Raw genomic sequence first — 16290 nt, 5'->3', positions numbered from 1 at the left:
TTCATTTTCCTGAAACCAAAAACGGATGTTTACAATGTCAGCCATTTTCAATAGATAATTCTGAGGCTGTAAAACTTTCCATCAGGCATCAGGAACTGATTTATTCCTATTTCTTTATCTGCTTGTCTATACAAATGCTGGCTTGCATCATAAGCAGTTTTTTGTCTCTGCTGCTGTTTCTCTTCATCTTCCTGGCATTTCGTTCAGCAAATTAAATACCTAATTACTATACAAAGCAAACAGACCCAAACAAGCCGTAGGGTTCATCAGCCCAAAATCGGCACTTTTTAAGTAAAAATACCTATATGCACTACATACCTCATCCCCATTGCGGTTTAGAAAAAACTGCAACTGACATAAACCCTGAAACCGGATTATGGCTGGTTTGGGTAATACTAAGTATGGCGTTTGTTGGTAAAAGCACCGGAGCCACAGCCCACCCGGCATGATAACCGCCGGAAGCAGACAAAAGCGCTTTTGATGAAGGATACAGCTTAATGATGCTATACGTAACTAACAACGTTGCCTGCACGGCGTATGTTGCGAGGTTGGCAAAAAAAATTTTTGCAACAGACCACGTTTGTACTGCTCCTGACCACACCCCCACATAAGTACCCTGATGACTAAACCTGCGATATGAAAAACGATTAATACAAGATGCAGAACCCACTCCCATGCCCGATAGATAGGGCAAACAGGCAACAACTTGGCAGCCGTAGGTAAGTAGCTTTTTCATTAAAATGCTTTTCATAATTAATGTTACAAATATAGGCAAAATTGCTTAAAAGTTGTTACCCCAATTGTGGTGATTTTTATGAACGGAAAAAATTAATGATTAACGCACTTTTTAAAAATTTACATAGCAGCCCTACTGCCCTACACACATGGCCCAAAAACACCCTGGCACATTTTTTTTGGATATAGTTGAAAGATTTTTTTTTAATAAGATTATGGAGAACCTTGACGCAAAGCGCACACAACTTGAAAAATTTGTAGGAAAATGGACAACTGTGGGGCAAATTTTACCCACTTCAAACAAGGCTGGCGCTGATATCAGGGGGCATGAGAGCTATGAATGGCTGGAAGGTGAGTATTTTCTTCTACACAATTCTGAAATAGAAATGGGCGACCACCATCAGAGAACACTGGAAGTATTTAGTTTTGAAGCACAGGAAAACCATTTCATGACTCAGTTTTATGATAATACCGGAAATTCAGGGCAGTTTCAGGTAACGCTAATGGACGACCTCTGGATTTTCAGAGGTGAAACCCTGCTTTTTAAAGGTGGCTTCAGTGAAAATGACACCGTATTTGCCGGGGTATGGGAGCAACTCAACCAGGAAAAAGTATGGGCGCCGTATATGCATATCAAATTGGTGAAGGAGGTATAGAAAGATAGCCTCCCAATTTGGTAGAGCCACATTGTAGGTGGCTCAAGGCCTGTCTGTTCGGCGGATGATGTGAAGTGGTGGAATTTGATTACTGAAAATTTTTGGACTGTTCTTTTTTGTGTTTAAAGAACGCAATCCACAGCGGCTAAATTTATATTTAGTTGAATATTGACCAATTCAAAATATTTGGGAGCGCTTTTGCCCCAGCCGCAAGCATTGCGGCTCTACGAAAATTGGGTGCTTTGGTAGGCTGAAGGCCTGTCTGTTTTGTGGGTGATGTGAGATGGGTTTGAGTGATTTTGTATTTGATATTCTTTTTTCATTTATGAGTTTTAAAAACCTTACCCACACCTGCTAAATATAAATTTAGCAGGACGGGGAAGCATATCATAAGTTAAAAATTTGATGAACTTTTAAGCTTGCTTGGCCAAGAATTAAATCCGGCAATATATGAAGTACTTATAGAGTATATTACTTTTGTGTACTCCATGAATATTTTACAAACAGGGATGATTGAAAATTTCTTAATTATTTTAGAATTGTAATTACTCTTTCGCCATCGGCTTGAGTCCACATTAATTTGTCATTGACCAGAATTTTTTCCGTGATGCTCATGGTCTTGTCGTTTTTTATGTGAAAGGTAATTACATCTACATCGTTGTCAGTCCAATAGATTTTTACTTTGTTTATATCTCCTGGGGATTCATGCATTGAAGCGAAAACTCTCATATAATACTTACCGTTTTGCTGAAATAGTAATGGTTTATTGTAAGGCATCAAGTTAATAGGCCATTTTTGATTATTTGCAGATGCATATTCGAGCGCGATATCTCCAAAAACATAGTGGCCAGGCTGATTTTGATTTAATAAATCTATGTTTGTATCTTTTTTTAGAACGGATACCTCAATCGCTGTATCAACTATATCGCAACATATTTCCCTGTGCTTATCGCAGGAGGTTAGGAAAAGGGTTAGGAAGAAGAATGTGATTATCGTTTTCATGGTTTTTCTGTTAAAATAAATTATAAATCATATGAGGATCAACATTATATGAATGGTAACGCGATGGATCTGGGTTGAAATTGTCATAAGCAAACCATCCATCTTCACCACCTCTCCGTCCCCAATTCATATGGAGATATAGATATGTACCAGATTCACAAAAATTATACGAATCATAACCATCACATACCCAAGCGTGTCCACCATCAATATAATAAAATATCCACCAGTTGGCAAACCATCCTCCTGATAAATAAACCGAGTGCCCATTATTTAAATTTGATACAACCGTCGGAGCATAATAGTTGGCAAGTGTTGCATAAGTATAACCATAATCATTTACGAAAGCATCTCTCGCGTCGTCATCTCTTGCTCCAGGCTTTCAATCTGATGTTCAACACTGGCTAAAATCTGCTTACTAACCAAATTCTGAGCAGGAGCGAATGTTCGGTATTTTGAATAGCTTTTAGTTTTGGCTATAGGTTGTGAGTTGTTTTTTGATGGATCGTCCTTGTCATCATTGGCGAATGTTGGCAAGCAACTCATCATGATTATTAGCACAGCAATTACTACAGGTAAAATTCGCTTCATTAGGTTGTAAATTTTATTTTTAGCTTTTAAGTTTTTTCGGTCCGGTATTTTTATTACTCCACAATCGATATCTTCTTGGAAAATGACTTGACCATCTAATAGTATGTAACCATCATCTGAAAGCTTACTGCTGGGTACGTTTAATATATATTTTCCTCCTAAACTATAAGTTTTGCTTTTTAAGTCTCTTAGAAAACTATTAAATCTTGGACTTATTCTATAAGCTACAGGTCTATTATCTGCGGGAGGGTCAAAAATCATATATCTTCTCTCTAATTGAGAATATTCAATCTCATCATACCAAATATTTGATTGTGAAAAAAATTCAATCTCAACAATATTATTCCATTTGCTTTTCGTTTTGTAGTCAAGATGACTTTCAAAATTCTGCAATGCAGAATCATAAGTAAATAAACCAAAGGGGTCTACAGCTTTATATTGCCATTCACCATTATCAAAAACCGGAATATTTATTGTTGTAAATGAGGTTTTTGGATTAACAGAATTAAGGTAGTAATCCCAATGATAAATGCCTCCTAAAGTAATGCCTTCAGTTTCTGGCTTAAACATATTTTCTGTTCTGGAAGCGACATAATCATTTATATATTTATGGGCCTCCCCTTTATAAATTTTTTCTGCTTCAATAAAATTATATATACCAAATTCTGCTCCTTTCTCAAAAAGACAGGCATCAAATTCTAAAATCTTTTGTTTATAATTCTCCTCGTTAAGAGGTATTTCTATACTAAAATCAAAAGCCATAAAATGATTAATATAAGGACTCCAAAAAACTTTCATTTGATTATTATTTTATTTGTGTCTGAGTGATATTTAAATGTATGGGTTCCTTTTTTATTATAAATTCTAAATTCAGCCAAATTTTTTATTGCTTCACCTTTATCTGATGAAATTACTTTACCGAAATAATAGTTAACTTTTGTCAATAAGTCAGCTGTTGTTGACTCTACTAATGGGTGGTCTAAATTAACAATATGGAGTTCTACCGTTTTCAAATACCCTGTTGGTGGAATTTCTGTTGTGAAAAATTGTAAGGCGCCATCTCCTACATGGGAAAAAGGTAATTTTTCCCCCGAAACAACAGATTTAATCTGGATTGCTTCTTTAAGTGTACCTTTTGTTCTTAAAATATCTCCTGGAATAGAAATTCCTTCATGAATAATAATATTCCCATCAATAATATACTCAAGAGACCTCTTTAAATGTATTAAATGGCCAACGTTAGCTATGTTATTAAGACCACTCAATTTTTTAGCGAAGTAAGCAAATTCAGCTGGATTAATTAAATTAGGCGAAGATATCAATTCATTTAATTGTGCGATAAAATCTGTATTTAAAGGATATCCAGAAGGCAAGGTGCTTTAAATCCATTAGTAATTGCTATTATGGATCTTGAAATATCATTAGCTTCTGTATTTACACTTATGTCTCGTCAGGGTCTTCTGTGCGTGTAAGCCACAGGCAGGCAGGAGACCCTGACGTAGTAGTATAGGTATCAATGCCCATATCATTTATACTTCAACTGGTATTCAGACCATTTCAAGGCGATATTTATAAATAGTGGGACTTGAATCCATTATAAAAAGGTAATCTTTATACATCATTAAAGGCCTTCTGAATGAATCCCAACCTTTGAAAGGAGGTACAAAACTATCTACGATGGTATTTTTCTCTTTGTCAATGATAAATATTTCAGCTTCATCTGAAAATGAGATGATATAATTTTTATAAAAACAGCCTATACTTGAGGCTAGCCCATAGGAATCTTTATAAAGATTCGTATCAAACCAGTTTTCCTGATAATGTAATAGCTCTCCTGAATCACAACTTATTATGCGAATAAATCCTCTATTAAACTGATAGCCTTTGCCCTCTGCCACATCTATTAAATCAGTGGCATTCTCACTTATCCATCTTAGTTGTCCGGTTTGAATATGAATACATATAGTATGAGAACTATTGATACTAAAAATTAGATTGCCTTTGTATTCGCTTACCAATGATGACTTGCTGCATCTTTCAGTAAAATACTTACTTAAATTAAAACTCCATAAGAGCTTGTTTTCATCCAGCTTAAAGCATTTCATTATAAAGGACTCATTCTCCTTAGCATAAAATATTATCCTTTCTTCATCTACATAAAGCATATTTAACTTTTCCAGATTCTCTATTTCAAATATGACCTCCTTAGTAAGGTAGTTATACATGATAATTCTGAAGTGTCTTTTTTTTCTAAGTACATAGATTGATATATTATCAACATTTAAATAATGATTATATAAACCATAACCCTCCTCAAAAGGATCTTGAATTGTTTTAACAAGTTTATTAAGCTCTGAATCAATATAAAATAACTCTTCATAATTTGACACGAGTTCTATATATTTTCCTCTTTCACCTAGAAAACCAAGTTGCAAATCCGGTGGAAGTACAACTTCTGTTCTACTCTGGCCATCATCAATAAACAATCTTTTATCATGAAAAAAAGCTACACCCCTTGAGGTAACTATTATATCCCCGGCATTTGAAAATCTACTTTCCTCTGTAAACTTTAGCATATAATTATTGATAAATATTTCTGATTTGTCGGCAACCAAATTCTACGATAAGCCGCAAGCATTGCGGCTCTACAAAGATAAAAAATATAGAGCCAAGGCAATGCCTTGGCTCTACGTAGTATTCGATATTAATACTAATTACTTCTTCCCGTCAATCTGTTTCAGCAATTCACCTACTGCTGCTTTCAGTTGGTCGTCAGTGTCTTTTGCCAGCCAGTCAGGTTGGTTTTCAACAATAATATCTGGTATGGCTGGCCCTAATTCCTGATTTTTGTCAGTGGCTTTGGTGAACCATCCACGACCCGGCAGACGCACAAACGAGCCATCCATCAGACCCTTACCCCCTGTTGAAATCACCGAACCATTGGTAGGTACACCCACCAATTTACCGATACCTAACGATTTATAGGCATGAGAGAAAATCTCGGCATTTGAGTAGCTACCCTCATTACAAAGCGCAATAGACGGTTTGGTCCAGGCAGCATAAACCAGACGTTCGCCGATAGGGTAGTAATCTTTAAATTTCAGCTTGTCTTTCTCCAAATCTTCACTGGCACCTCTTGGTATGGTGTAGGCGTGTTGTTTGTAATTGAGTATGGTCATCAGGTAGTCGGTTGTTGAGCCTCCACCATTGTAGCGCACATCAATCACCAGACCTTCTTTTCCATAACCGGCAGCGGTAAACTCTCTTTCCACCACCTCAAAACTCGGGAAGTCCATCCCTTTAATATGGATATACCCCAGGCGACCTTTAGCGAATTTCTCCACCAGTTTTTTGCGGTTCTCTACCCATTCGTCATACAAATTATTAAAGATGCTGGCTGTCAGGCGAATCACCACTTCTTTGCTCTTACCATCTGCACCGCGCACATTCAATAATACTTTCTCGTTCACAAGTCCATTCAGTAGGTCATAGAAATTATCGTTATCGCTTACGGCTTGTCCGTTCACGGCGGTAATCACATCACCGGCATTCAGCTTGCTTTTTTCCTTGTCGGCAGGGGTGCCGGGTACTACATGGGCCACTTTTACCCCTCCGCTTACAGGTACCAGTTCAGTGCCCAATAATCCGGTTGCTTCTCGTTGCGTATCAATGCGGTCGGTTACGGTCATACCCATGTGGCTCGAGTTCAGTTCACCCAGCAAGAGGTTAAACATATCTCTGAAATCGTTGCTGGTGCTGGCGTTAATGCTGCGTTCTTTGTACTTGTCGTGCAGCTTAGACCAATCGTAACCATGAAACTTAGGGTCATAGAAACCATCGCGAATGGTGCGCCAGGCCTCTTCATATACCTGCGTGCGTTCGGCAGTGTAATCAATTTTCATTTTTGCCGAATACGGCAGGGCCTCTATTGCGCCGGATTTTATATCAAGCCTGCTCAATGCGCCACCCATGCGTGTAAAATACAGGTATTTCCCTTCGCGGTCTATGGTTACACCGGCCGGGTTAGTGCCGCCTTTGGTAATTTCTTTCAGGTCTTTGCCATCCCATTTGATGCTGTACAGGTCTCGGCCGCGTGCGGTGTTAGAGGTGGTGGTGTAGTAAAAGGTCTCACCGTCTTTTGATATCACCAGCCCGCCTTCATCACCGGGAAAACTGGTTACTCTTACAATGCGTTCATGTATTTTGTCGAAATCAATTTTTACGGGCTTAGGCGCTTTTTTGTCATTCGGCTTGGCCGGTGCGGCGGGGGGTTCAGGTTTATCCTGTTCCTGCCAGTCCTGCGTTTCGCGCTCCCAGTCTTCTTTTTTCAACCATACAAACCACACGTCGTCACTACGGCTGGAACTTCTACCCGATATAAAGCCCAATTTAGAACCATCAGCACTCCAGAAGGGGCTGTAGTCTGCCCGAGGGTGCATGGTTACATTCACAGGCTTGGTTGAGTTATCGGCCGCCTGAATAAATATCTCTTCATTAAAATATAAATCGCTGATGGCATACGCCAACCATTTGCTGTCAGGGCTCCAGGCTATGCCGCCGGGCGCATCCCAGCTATCGCCCAGAATTTTTTCGTTGGTCAGTTTACCGTCCGGGCTTATGTCGGCCACCACAAATGTACCCCTGCCACGTACGTAGGCAATCTTCTTGTTATCGGGTGATACCGTCAGGCTCTTCTCATCGCCGGTGGTTTTGGTAAGCTGCACCACACTGTGCTTCATTGACTTAAACAGGTTGCGCTGGGTGGTATCTGCCGAGCGCACCAGGTAAATATCAAAATTGCCATTGGCTCTGTCGCTGGTAAACAACAGGGTAGAGTCGTTCAGCCAGGTTGGTTCCATGTCGCGGTAGGCATGGGTTGATACATTGATACTTCTGGTTTTTTCCTTATCGGCTTCTTTCAGGAAAATCTCACCACGCACCGAAAAAGCCAGCAACTTTCCGTTAGGCGACACCGCATATTCAGACGCGCCACTGGTAAAAGTCTTTTGTTCGGTGGCATCCAGGCGGTCATCGGCGCTGATAACCACATTTAGTTTTTGTGCCGAACCCTTATCGGTTTTCATGGTGTACAGATTCATGTCTTTCTCGAAAACAATAGAACCGCCGTCTGCCGATACGCTGAATGCGCGGATAGATTCATCTTTATAGTTGGTCAGTTTTTCAGGCTTGCCTGTTGCTTTACCGTTGGAATCCAGTTTTAGCCTATAAATATTATACGCGCCTGCCTCACTGCTCAGAAAATAAAGCGTGCTGTTGTTGCCCCATTGCGGGAAAACATCGTTGGTTTCAAAACCCGGTAGCTGCTGATAAGTTTTGTTTTTGGTGTCGTAAATCCAGATGTCGCGGTCTGAGCTGCCCTTGTAGGCCTGACGGGCTACGGGGTTGATGTCGCCCCGGACGAAAGCCAGAAAACGGGCGTCTGGCGACAGCACAGGGTCGAAACCTACGGCATCAAGCACGCGTGATTCGGTGCCACCTTTCGGACTGATGCTATAAACCTCGGCCGGGCGTTCAATCTGTCTGAACTCACGGTTGGTCGAAAACAGGATTTTATCCGGCTGTGTCCAGCTTGCTATATTGTCGGCACCAGAGTGGTAGGTCAGGCGTTTAGGCATGCTGCCCTCGGCCGACATCACGAAAACATCGTTGTTACCGAAACGTGAACCCGAAAAAGCAATCTGTTTGCCATCGGGACTAAAAACGGGGTTTGATTCGTAGGCCTCATGGATGGTGAGACGAGTGGCTTTTCCACCCGAAGCAGGCACCGTCCAAATATCGCCCTGGAACGAGAAGGCTACCACAGAGCCATCTTTATTAATGGCAGGCTGGCGAAGCAGCAAAGAATTTTGCGCTTGCAGACATAGAACGGTAAAAAAGGTAATTGTTGAAGTTAAAAGCGTTTTTCTCATGGGCAATAGTTTGCTGATTGATTGACAGTCAAATTTAAAAGAAAAACGGTTTGAACAATCAAAAATCAGATGATTTCGGTATAAGTGGAGATGAATTGGGGTGATGAGGGAGTAGATTGATGAAAAGACTTTATCTATCAGATAATATTAAAGGAAATAATTAAGTCTAAGATAGATTGCATGGGGTATCAAAGAAGATTAATGTTGTGCTTTACTTAATTCTTTGTGATAATTTATCAGCCCTTTTTTTATTTCAGCCAATTGAACTTCGCTTAACTCATGGCTGTAATATTCCTTAATGAGTTCATATTTTAGTTCAGCATTAGAGATATCATTTCCTAAGCGTTTTTTTATTCTTTTAATAGCAAGCTGACGAACAAACGACATCATGCCGTCAAAAATTTCAAATCTTTCACGCACACTTTTGGCCTTAATAATTTCAAATTGCTTGGCAGCTATAAATTCCGGGGTGTCTGTCATAATTGAACGTTGTATGTGTTAAGATTTAATTCTTTAACCCAAAACCCTAAATACTCTCTATTTATTTCAACATTCCTTAATAATCGGTTTATATCGTCTGCCTGACGGTCACTATAAAGTTCTTGTATCCATTGTAATTTTGCAATAATTTTCACGTCTTCTCTACCCCGTTTTGGCTGATTGTCTAATCAGTCGGTGTGTCAGCCGTTCTCTGAACGGCGTTATGCCATCTGCACTATTCAAATAAAAAATTCAACTATTTAAAGACATAACAGATAAAGCGACCTATTATTTAATTACCTTTGCTTCACTAAGAAAAGTAAAAATTATAAACTTTAAACCACAGCGTATCTCGGAATTATTCACCGGGTTTCACAGAGTCAAAAATTAACAACTATAAATAAAAGACTTTATTACGTCATTCCTGTTGAGGCGGACGGCTAGTTCACGATTAAAAATCGAGCAATTATCATGAAATAAACCAAAGGATTTTTAATTGTGTGAGTTTGAATGATGGGCTGCTTTGCGGACGGCTAGTCTTGCGTTACTTTTTGCAGCCCAAAAAGGAACAACCCAGATATAAAAATGTCTTTGAATTGGATTTATAAGAGTTTTACTAAATAAACATATATCACAGTAAACAATACTTATAAACCCTCCCAAAATAAACACTATGATGAACTACTTAAAAATTACCACCACAATCGGTTTATTCACCCTTCTATGCCTTTTCAATAATCTGGCCAATGCCCAAAGCCTCACCAAAGAAAGAAAACCCAGAATTATCATCACTGCCGACCCTGAACTGGACGACAACAACTCGTTGATTCGTTTTCTGTTATACAGCAGCGACCTGGACATTGAAGGACTCATTTACACCAGCAGCCAGTTTCACTGGAAAGGCGATGGTAAAGGCACCAAGTGGTTTGTGCCGGGTAGAGAATATAACCGCTTCGGGCTGGATATGTGTCCCTGTGAATCATGGCGCTGGGCAAAAGATGAACGCTTTATTCATGATGCTGTGGAAGCCTACGAAAAGGTGTATCCAAACCTGAAACTGCATAACTCTGAATATACTGCTCCGGCTGCGTTGAAATCGAAAATCCGCTATGGAAACATTGAATTTGATGGCGACATCTCTAAAGATTCTCCCGGTTCTGAACTGATAAAATCATTGATTCTTGACGACAAGCCCGGACAATTATATATCACCGCATGGGGTGGATTCAGCAGTATTGCCCGTGCTTTAAAGTCGATTCAGGAACAATATCAGTTCAATTCGGCTTGGGATGCCATCAAAAAGAAAATAGCCCGAAAGGTGGTTTTGCTACCATCCGGCGACCAAGACGATACCTATGCCACCTACATTAAACCTAACTGGCCTGAAATAGAATACCGTCAGTTCAGCAACGGGCCTAATTATGGGTATGGCGCACAGTTAAGAGCCAGTCAGGACAATGCACCTTACCTGACCTCTGCATGGATGAAAGAAAACGTAACCGGCCGTGGCGCTCTGGGGGCCATTTACCGTGTTTGGGGTGACGGCAAACAAATGGTAAAAGACGATAAAATGGATTATTTTGGCTTTGCAGGAGTAACTAATGAAGAACTGAAAAAGAAAGGATATGTAGTCTGGATGCCCGTACAGGAAAAAGGCTCATGGTTGGGTGAAGGCGATAATCACACCTTTATGAATATGCTCGGTAACGGGCTACGTGCCTACGAAGCCGGATTTTATGGTGGTTGGGGAGGTGGCGCTGCACCCAGAAGAACCGGGGCAGATTTTTCTTTTGCCATGACCGATACCAGTGCCGCCGCTATGGCCAATGCCCTTAGCAATGCCAATGCACGCACTGAAAAAGTAACGTTTCCAAACTTTTTCCCTCAGGCACAACGCGATTTTGCCGCCAGAATGCAATGGTCTGTTACACCAAAATATGCCAATGCAAACCATGCCCCTACGGTAAGAATCGAAGGGCCGTTGAGCATTATGGTAACTGCCGGCTCAAAAATACGGTTAAACGGCTTCGTGTCTGACCCTGACGGCAATACGGTAAGTACTAAATGGTGGCAATTTAATGTGGGTACCTTTCCGGGTAAAGTGACTATCACAAAGCCGGAGGCATTACAGACAATCGTTGAGATTCCGAAAGATGCCGTAAGTGGACAAACCATCCATTTAATTCTGGAAGCCACCGATAATGGTACACCGGCACTTACTAAATACCAAAGGGTTATCATGACTGTGAGGTAGTATAAAAAAGATACATTATTCAGGAAGAAGAGTATTTAGTCACTCCTCTTCCTGAATAATTAAAATCTTTAACTGAACAACTCTCGAATGGTCTTCATTGGCAAAAACATTTTGCCCGACGTTGGCAAAAGAATAAATCCATACCTTAATTAGAAGTTCCTGGCAATGTCATCAATGGGGTCAACCAAAATGGCCAAGGTTCCCGAAGTTCCTGAAATATCAAAACACCTTTTCAGTGCATCAATTAGCAGAATTTCTCCATAGCCTTTACCCTTTATAGAAATATCAACAGCTAAACGGCCAAGCAGCACTGTGGGTATGTACTGATAACCTGGTGGCCATTTCTTCTGCAAATATTCTGGAAAGTAACCTTTAATTATTGAGTTGGCTGAAAGCGTTGAATAACCTTTTAATGTCAAAGCAGAGTCTCCCGATGCGCGTTTTTCTTAAGCCAAGCAAGGCGGCTCGGCTTCTGCAACAACAACTCTCCTGTTACCACAATAACGCATCATTCAAGTACCAGAATTAGAAAACCATTAGCGTAAAATAACTAGTCCCGTCAGGAAAAATATTCGCCGGACGGGACTGGTTTTTACAGGAAATCAGGCAATTCAACCCAAAACAAAAAATCTCTTAAATGCAATCATTATTTTTCGCGTTTCAGATTTATCAGCACGCTGCCATTTACTCTGAAATTGTACCTGGGGCTCAGGAAATCGGTGTCACGATAATGATAAATATACACAGGTGTGAGCTGAAAAACATATCGCTTGTGCCTGTACTGCAGGCCCGTACCAAGCGACAGGTTATGAATGAGACCTTTCTTTTGTTCTGTATTGAAAGATGAATACTGCTCGTCGCCGTCTACATGGGCCTCAAACCTTACGTTCTGGTACAGGCGCAGATCCAGATTAGTGCCTGCCATAAATTTCATATCCCACTGGCGATTAAGGGGCAGATAATAACTGAGGTTGAGCGGAATACTCAGCATGGATGCCCTGATATGTATATCTTCAATGCGTTCATATTTTTCGGGCAGGTAGTGCTTATACATATCGGTGAAATTCTGGCGGGTATCCATATTAAACTCCTTCGGGTTATAATACTCTGCCTCGGGGTTAGTAAGGAACGTTAAGCCTGTGGTAAAACTCAGACTTTTGCCAAAAAACACTTCAAACACAGGCCCCAGGTCTAGGGTATGATTAAACCCAAGACCTGTATTTAAGCCCAGGCGGGTATCAATATGCGGCCATCTGAATGAGCGCCTTTGTTCGGCAGGTGTAATTACCGGGCGTTTATAGGCCGAATCTGCACTTTTTTTAATAACTTCGGGTGCATCGGCCTTTTCAATGGTAGTTGCTCCTTCAGTCTTTGGCTCCTGCGCCTCAGTAACCGAAGTCGTGCCTGCATCAGCAACCGACTTATCGGTTATAGTTACCTGTACAGGAGCCTCATACACCACCGGTCGCGGGCTGTTGGCATTGCCGGTTGAGGTAACCGGCGCTTTTTGCACCACATAAATGGTTTTGTTGATATACACGGTGTCGCGGTGTACAATTTCCTGTACCTGCGTTTTTGTTTTTAATTGTTCAATTGTAGAAATCTTATCATTCAGTATCCGGAATTGCTTTTCGTAATCATATTTGTCTATTAAATTCCATATCAGCAGCACTGTGGCCAGGCTGCCATAGAGCGGCCAGCCGAACCGCCGCCAGAAGTCCAGATACCAGGGCACAGGCATTCTGCCCCTGATGTTTTGCCAGACACCCTCGCTGACCGGCCTGCGGACGGACTCGAGTTTTTCCCTGATTTTTTTATCAAATAGCTCGTTTGCCATAAAGTTTATATTTTTGAAAGTCGCGTCAAATATTCATTTATCCATTCCTGCAATTTAGCTCTTGCTTTAGACAGATTCGCCCTTACGGCACTTTCTGTAACCCCCAGCATACCGGCTATTTCGGTATGCGAATAGCCTTCTACCACCGCCAGCGAAAAGACCGTCCGGTAAACGGGGCTTAGTTTCTGCACAAACTCCATTATTTCATCCACCGTCAGCAGGTCCAGATGTTCTTCATCTGCCTGTGTGCGGCTGGCCTGGTCCAGGTCTGTCAATTCAATGCGGGCGTGGTGTTTTCTGAAATAGTCAATGGCGGCATTCACCATTACCGTTCTGAACCAGGCCTCAAATACCTGCCCGGTGTTGTAGCGGCTTATGTTTCCGAAAACCTTGATGAATCCGTCGCTCACCATTTCTTCGGCTTCTTCATCATGGGCGGCATACCTCAGGCAGATACTCTTTGCAAAACCGGCGAAGTGGTCAAATAACTGCTTTTGTGCCAGGGGTTTCCCGGCCACACAGCCCTCTATGGTTTTTTGCAAATACAATCGGTTATTTCTTTTTCTAAAAAACACATTATAACAGGTTAGCTTACTAATCAAAGGCGCCAATGGCATATACGCAATTTATACCAAATATGCTTCCAGAATTGTTTTTTCGAGATTAAAAAAAAAATTAATCTCTGCCAGGAAGCAAACCCGGGTAATCTGCGTATGTAGTGCTAAATAACCAAACTTTAGTAACAATGAAATTACAGGAAAAAATCAATCGTAATCAGTTTCTGAAACAAGTGGGTTTTACAGGTACGGCACTTTTTGCTTTATACACTGCAAGCAGTTGCAAAAACGAAACCGGCGTAACGCCGATATCATCAAACGGAATAACCATTGACCTGGCAGACGCCGCTTATGCCAACCTGAAAAAAGAAGGAGGCTATGTAATAAAAAGCGGAATTGTAATAGCACGCTATAACGGCAACTATGTAGCTGCCACACTTACCTGCAGCCACGAGGGCCGCCAACAGATTACTTTTCAGACCAACCAATGGTACTGCACAGCACACGGCGCAAAATTTGACACCAGCGGAAAGGGGCTTAACAGCGAAGGCAGAGCCGGGCTTACTGTTTATAAAACCGCAGTAAGCGGCAATACCCTAACCATAACCGCTTAAAATGAAAACCATGCTGAAAAGAACCCTTTTAATTGCCGCACTGCTGGGAGCCCGGCAGATGGCCGCTGCCCAGGATTTACTGAACGAGCTTGACAAAACCGTGCCGCTTGCTAAAACCTACACTACTGCCACGTTTAAATCTACCAGGGTAATTAACGGCCACTCGGTTGAGACTGTTGCCAAAAAACACCTGGACTTCCGTATTTCTCACCGTTTCGGCAGGCTCAACGAAGGCGCGTATAACCTTTACGGCCTCGATGCCGCCACCATGCGCATTGGCCTTGAATACGGACTTACCGACAGGCTAATGATTGGTGTGGGCCGCAGCACAAGCCAGAAAACCTACGACTTCTTTGCCAAATACAGAGCCCTCAGGCAGTCGCCGTCGGGGTCGCCGGTTAGTATTACCGCGCTGGCCGCTGCCGATGCCATTACGCTAAGCACCAGCCCCAACCTTACATTTTATAATAATCAGCAAAGGTTTACTTACGTTGGGCAGTTGCTGATAGCCCGTAAATTTAACGAGAAGCTCTCTTTACAGTTAAGCCCCACCTACCTGCACAGCAACCGCATTGAAGCCAGCTCTGAACCCAACGATATTTTGGCGATGGGCATTGGCGGCCGCATGAAAATAAGCAAGAGAACGTCTATCAACGCTGAGTATTTCTACCGGTTACCGCTTACCACGGGTACTTTTAACCTGCAAAACACGGTTTATCATAACTCGCTTTCGGTGGGTTTTGATATCGAAACCGGCGGGCACGTGTTTCAGTTGCACTTTACCAATTCGCTGGGGATGATAGAACGCCAGTTTATAGCCCAGACAGACGGAATGTGGAACAAAGGCGATATACACTACGGATTTAATATTTCAAGAACTTTCAGCTTTGATAAAAAAAGATAGCCATGAAAACCCTTTTTACAATACTGGCAGGTATGCTGATATCTGCCGGTTCTTTTGCCCAGAACCAATGGATTTGCAGCAAAGGTGAAACCAGTTTTTTTTCGGAAACCCCGCTTGAAAACATAGCCGCTTTTAATAAAAATGTAGTATCTATTATTGATTTCAGTACAGGCCAGGTGGCCGTTAAGATGAATGTAGCTGCCTTTAAGTTTAAGAACCACCTGATGGAAGAGCATTTCAATGAAAACTACATGGAAACAGAGAAGTATCCGGTGGCTACGTTTTCGGGCAAAATGCAGGGAAATGCAGACCCCGCCAAAAACGGTACTTATGACATAACCGCAACCGGGCAGCTAACCATGCACGGCGTAAGCCGCGAACGCACCCTGAAAGGCCGCCTTATAGTAAATGGCAATGAGATTACCTTGCTGGCAGATTTTGACGTGGCCCTGAAAGACCACAAGATTGACGTGCCAACCTTGGTTATTGCCAAAATTGCAGAAAATATAGCCGTGAAAAATAAGTTTGTTTTTAGCAGAAAGTAGGGGTTTCATACCAATTGCCGGCTCAGCAATGGGCTGGCAGGTATGGAATTTTACAATGAAAAATCTTAGTTAGGTGAATTTCAGGCGGGGCTCCCCCCGGTGTGGCCGGATGTGGTTTGAGGGGGGCTTTGCCCTTTTTTTGTGCCTGCCTTATTTTGCTGCCAGCAATTAATAACCTGCCAGCC

At 41.6% G+C, this 16290-nt stretch carries 15 protein-coding genes and 1 pseudogene; 5 read left to right on the top strand and 11 right to left on the bottom strand.

Going from position 1 to position 16290, the window contains the following annotated elements:
- Positions 1-319 precede the first annotated feature (319 nt).
- Positions 320-736: a hypothetical protein gene (locus C0V77_RS10755; protein ID WP_143706066.1), complete on the bottom strand. Its 417-nt coding sequence runs from the start codon at positions 734-736 to the stop codon at positions 320-322.
- Between the two features lie 214 nt (positions 737-950).
- On the opposite strand from C0V77_RS10755, the gene C0V77_RS10750 reads away from it, so the two are divergent.
- Positions 951-1391 (top strand): DUF1579 family protein, encoded by a 441-nt coding sequence (locus C0V77_RS10750; RefSeq protein WP_158237929.1) that lies wholly within the window; start codon positions 951-953, stop codon positions 1389-1391.
- Positions 1392-1919: 528 nt separating this feature from the next.
- Here the strand turns inward: C0V77_RS10750 and C0V77_RS10745 are convergent.
- The 7 genes and pseudogenes from C0V77_RS10745 to C0V77_RS10715 form a co-directional block, all read right to left on the bottom strand.
- Positions 1920-2393: a hypothetical protein gene (locus tag C0V77_RS10745; protein ID WP_101726365.1), complete on the bottom strand. Its 474-nt coding sequence runs from the start codon at positions 2391-2393 to the stop codon at positions 1920-1922.
- Between the two features lie 10 nt (positions 2394-2403).
- Positions 2404-2709 (bottom strand): annotated as a pseudogene (locus C0V77_RS23585) (C10 family peptidase); the annotation flags it as partial.
- Positions 2710-2732: 23 nt separating this feature from the next.
- Positions 2733-3782 (bottom strand): hypothetical protein, encoded by a 1050-nt coding sequence (locus tag C0V77_RS10735; protein WP_101726363.1) that lies wholly within the window; start codon positions 3780-3782, stop codon positions 2733-2735.
- Positions 3779-4357, bottom strand: coding sequence for a hypothetical protein (locus C0V77_RS10730; RefSeq protein ID WP_101726362.1), 579 nt, complete (start codon positions 4355-4357; stop codon positions 3779-3781). Before C0V77_RS10730 ends, C0V77_RS10735 begins: the two co-directional genes overlap by 4 nt.
- A 174-nt stretch (positions 4358-4531) precedes the next feature.
- Complete coding sequence (locus tag C0V77_RS10725; RefSeq protein ID WP_143706065.1) at positions 4532-5560, bottom strand: hypothetical protein; 1029 nt, start codon at positions 5558-5560, stop codon at positions 4532-4534.
- A gap of 138 nt (positions 5561-5698) precedes the next feature.
- Positions 5699-8914, bottom strand: a complete 3216-nt coding sequence (locus C0V77_RS10720) for a S41 family peptidase (RefSeq protein WP_101726360.1) — start codon at positions 8912-8914, stop codon at positions 5699-5701.
- 198 nt (positions 8915-9112) lie between these two features.
- Positions 9113-9394, bottom strand: coding sequence for a hypothetical protein (locus C0V77_RS10715; RefSeq protein ID WP_101726359.1), 282 nt, complete (start codon positions 9392-9394; stop codon positions 9113-9115).
- A gap of 673 nt (positions 9395-10067) precedes the next feature.
- Between C0V77_RS10715 and C0V77_RS10710 the strand changes: the two genes are divergently transcribed.
- Positions 10068-11648: a DUF1593 domain-containing protein gene (locus C0V77_RS10710; protein WP_229236262.1), complete on the top strand. Its 1581-nt coding sequence runs from the start codon at positions 10068-10070 to the stop codon at positions 11646-11648.
- Between the two features lie 149 nt (positions 11649-11797).
- Here the strand turns inward: C0V77_RS10710 and C0V77_RS23250 are convergent, their stop codons facing one another.
- From C0V77_RS23250 to C0V77_RS10700, 3 genes are all read right to left on the bottom strand, one after another.
- The gene (locus C0V77_RS23250; RefSeq protein ID WP_173830537.1) at positions 11798-12067 is read right to left on the bottom strand and encodes a hypothetical protein; all 270 of its coding nucleotides are present in this window, start codon (positions 12065-12067) and stop codon (positions 11798-11800) included.
- Positions 12068-12294: 227 nt separating this feature from the next.
- The gene (locus tag C0V77_RS10705) at positions 12295-13485 is read right to left on the bottom strand and encodes a hypothetical protein (RefSeq protein WP_101726358.1); all 1191 of its coding nucleotides are present in this window, start codon (positions 13483-13485) and stop codon (positions 12295-12297) included.
- A gap of 5 nt (positions 13486-13490) precedes the next feature.
- Positions 13491-14027 carry an RNA polymerase sigma factor gene (locus C0V77_RS10700; protein WP_229236261.1) on the bottom strand — a complete coding sequence of 179 codons (537 nt, stop codon included), beginning with the start codon at positions 14025-14027 and terminating at the stop codon, positions 13491-13493.
- Between the two features lie 203 nt (positions 14028-14230).
- Between C0V77_RS10700 and C0V77_RS10695 the strand changes: the two genes are divergently transcribed.
- The 3 genes from C0V77_RS10695 to C0V77_RS10685 are packed head-to-tail and all read left to right on the top strand — an operon-like array spanning position 14231 to position 16105.
- Positions 14231-14656 (top strand): ubiquinol-cytochrome c reductase iron-sulfur subunit, encoded by a 426-nt coding sequence (locus C0V77_RS10695; protein WP_101726357.1) that lies wholly within the window; start codon positions 14231-14233, stop codon positions 14654-14656.
- Between the two features lies 1 nt (position 14657).
- Positions 14658-15560 (top strand): DUF5777 family beta-barrel protein, encoded by a 903-nt coding sequence (locus C0V77_RS10690; protein WP_229236260.1) that lies wholly within the window; start codon positions 14658-14660, stop codon positions 15558-15560.
- A 2-nt stretch (positions 15561-15562) separates the two neighbouring features.
- Positions 15563-16105 (top strand): YceI family protein, encoded by a 543-nt coding sequence (locus C0V77_RS10685; protein ID WP_101726356.1) that lies wholly within the window; start codon positions 15563-15565, stop codon positions 16103-16105.
- The last annotated feature ends 185 nt before the right edge of the window (positions 16106-16290 follow it).

Origin of the sequence: Emticicia sp. TH156, from assembly GCF_002855535.1 — a bacterium.
GTDB lineage: Bacteria > Bacteroidota > Bacteroidia > Cytophagales > Spirosomataceae > Emticicia > Emticicia fluvialis.
Note: the sequence above shows the minus strand (reverse complement) of the source record. Positions and strands in the feature narration are given on the sequence as shown.

Coding starts and splice junctions, on each gene's coding strand:
- C0V77_RS10755 (WP_143706066.1), bottom strand. CDS start 736: ATGAAAAAGCTACTTACCTACGGCTGCCAAGTTGTTGCCTGTTTGCCC.
- C0V77_RS10750 (WP_158237929.1), top strand. CDS start 951: ATGGAGAACCTTGACGCAAAGCGCACACAACTTGAAAAATTTGTAGGA.
- C0V77_RS10745 (WP_101726365.1), bottom strand. CDS start 2,393: ATGAAAACGATAATCACATTCTTCTTCCTAACCCTTTTCCTAACCTCC.
- C0V77_RS10735 (WP_101726363.1), bottom strand. CDS start 3,782: ATGAAAGTTTTTTGGAGTCCTTATATTAATCATTTTATGGCTTTTGAT.
- C0V77_RS10725 (WP_143706065.1), bottom strand. CDS start 5,560: ATGCTAAAGTTTACAGAGGAAAGTAGATTTTCAAATGCCGGGGATATA.
- C0V77_RS10720 (WP_101726360.1), bottom strand. CDS start 8,914: ATGAGAAAAACGCTTTTAACTTCAACAATTACCTTTTTTACCGTTCTA.
- C0V77_RS10715 (WP_101726359.1), bottom strand. CDS start 9,394: ATGACAGACACCCCGGAATTTATAGCTGCCAAGCAATTTGAAATTATT.
- C0V77_RS10710 (WP_229236262.1), top strand. CDS start 10,068: ATGATGAACTACTTAAAAATTACCACCACAATCGGTTTATTCACCCTT.
- C0V77_RS10705 (WP_101726358.1), bottom strand. CDS start 13,485: ATGGCAAACGAGCTATTTGATAAAAAAATCAGGGAAAAACTCGAGTCC.
- C0V77_RS10695 (WP_101726357.1), top strand. CDS start 14,231: ATGAAATTACAGGAAAAAATCAATCGTAATCAGTTTCTGAAACAAGTG.
- C0V77_RS10690 (WP_229236260.1), top strand. CDS start 14,658: ATGAAAACCATGCTGAAAAGAACCCTTTTAATTGCCGCACTGCTGGGA.
- C0V77_RS10685 (WP_101726356.1), top strand. CDS start 15,563: ATGAAAACCCTTTTTACAATACTGGCAGGTATGCTGATATCTGCCGGT.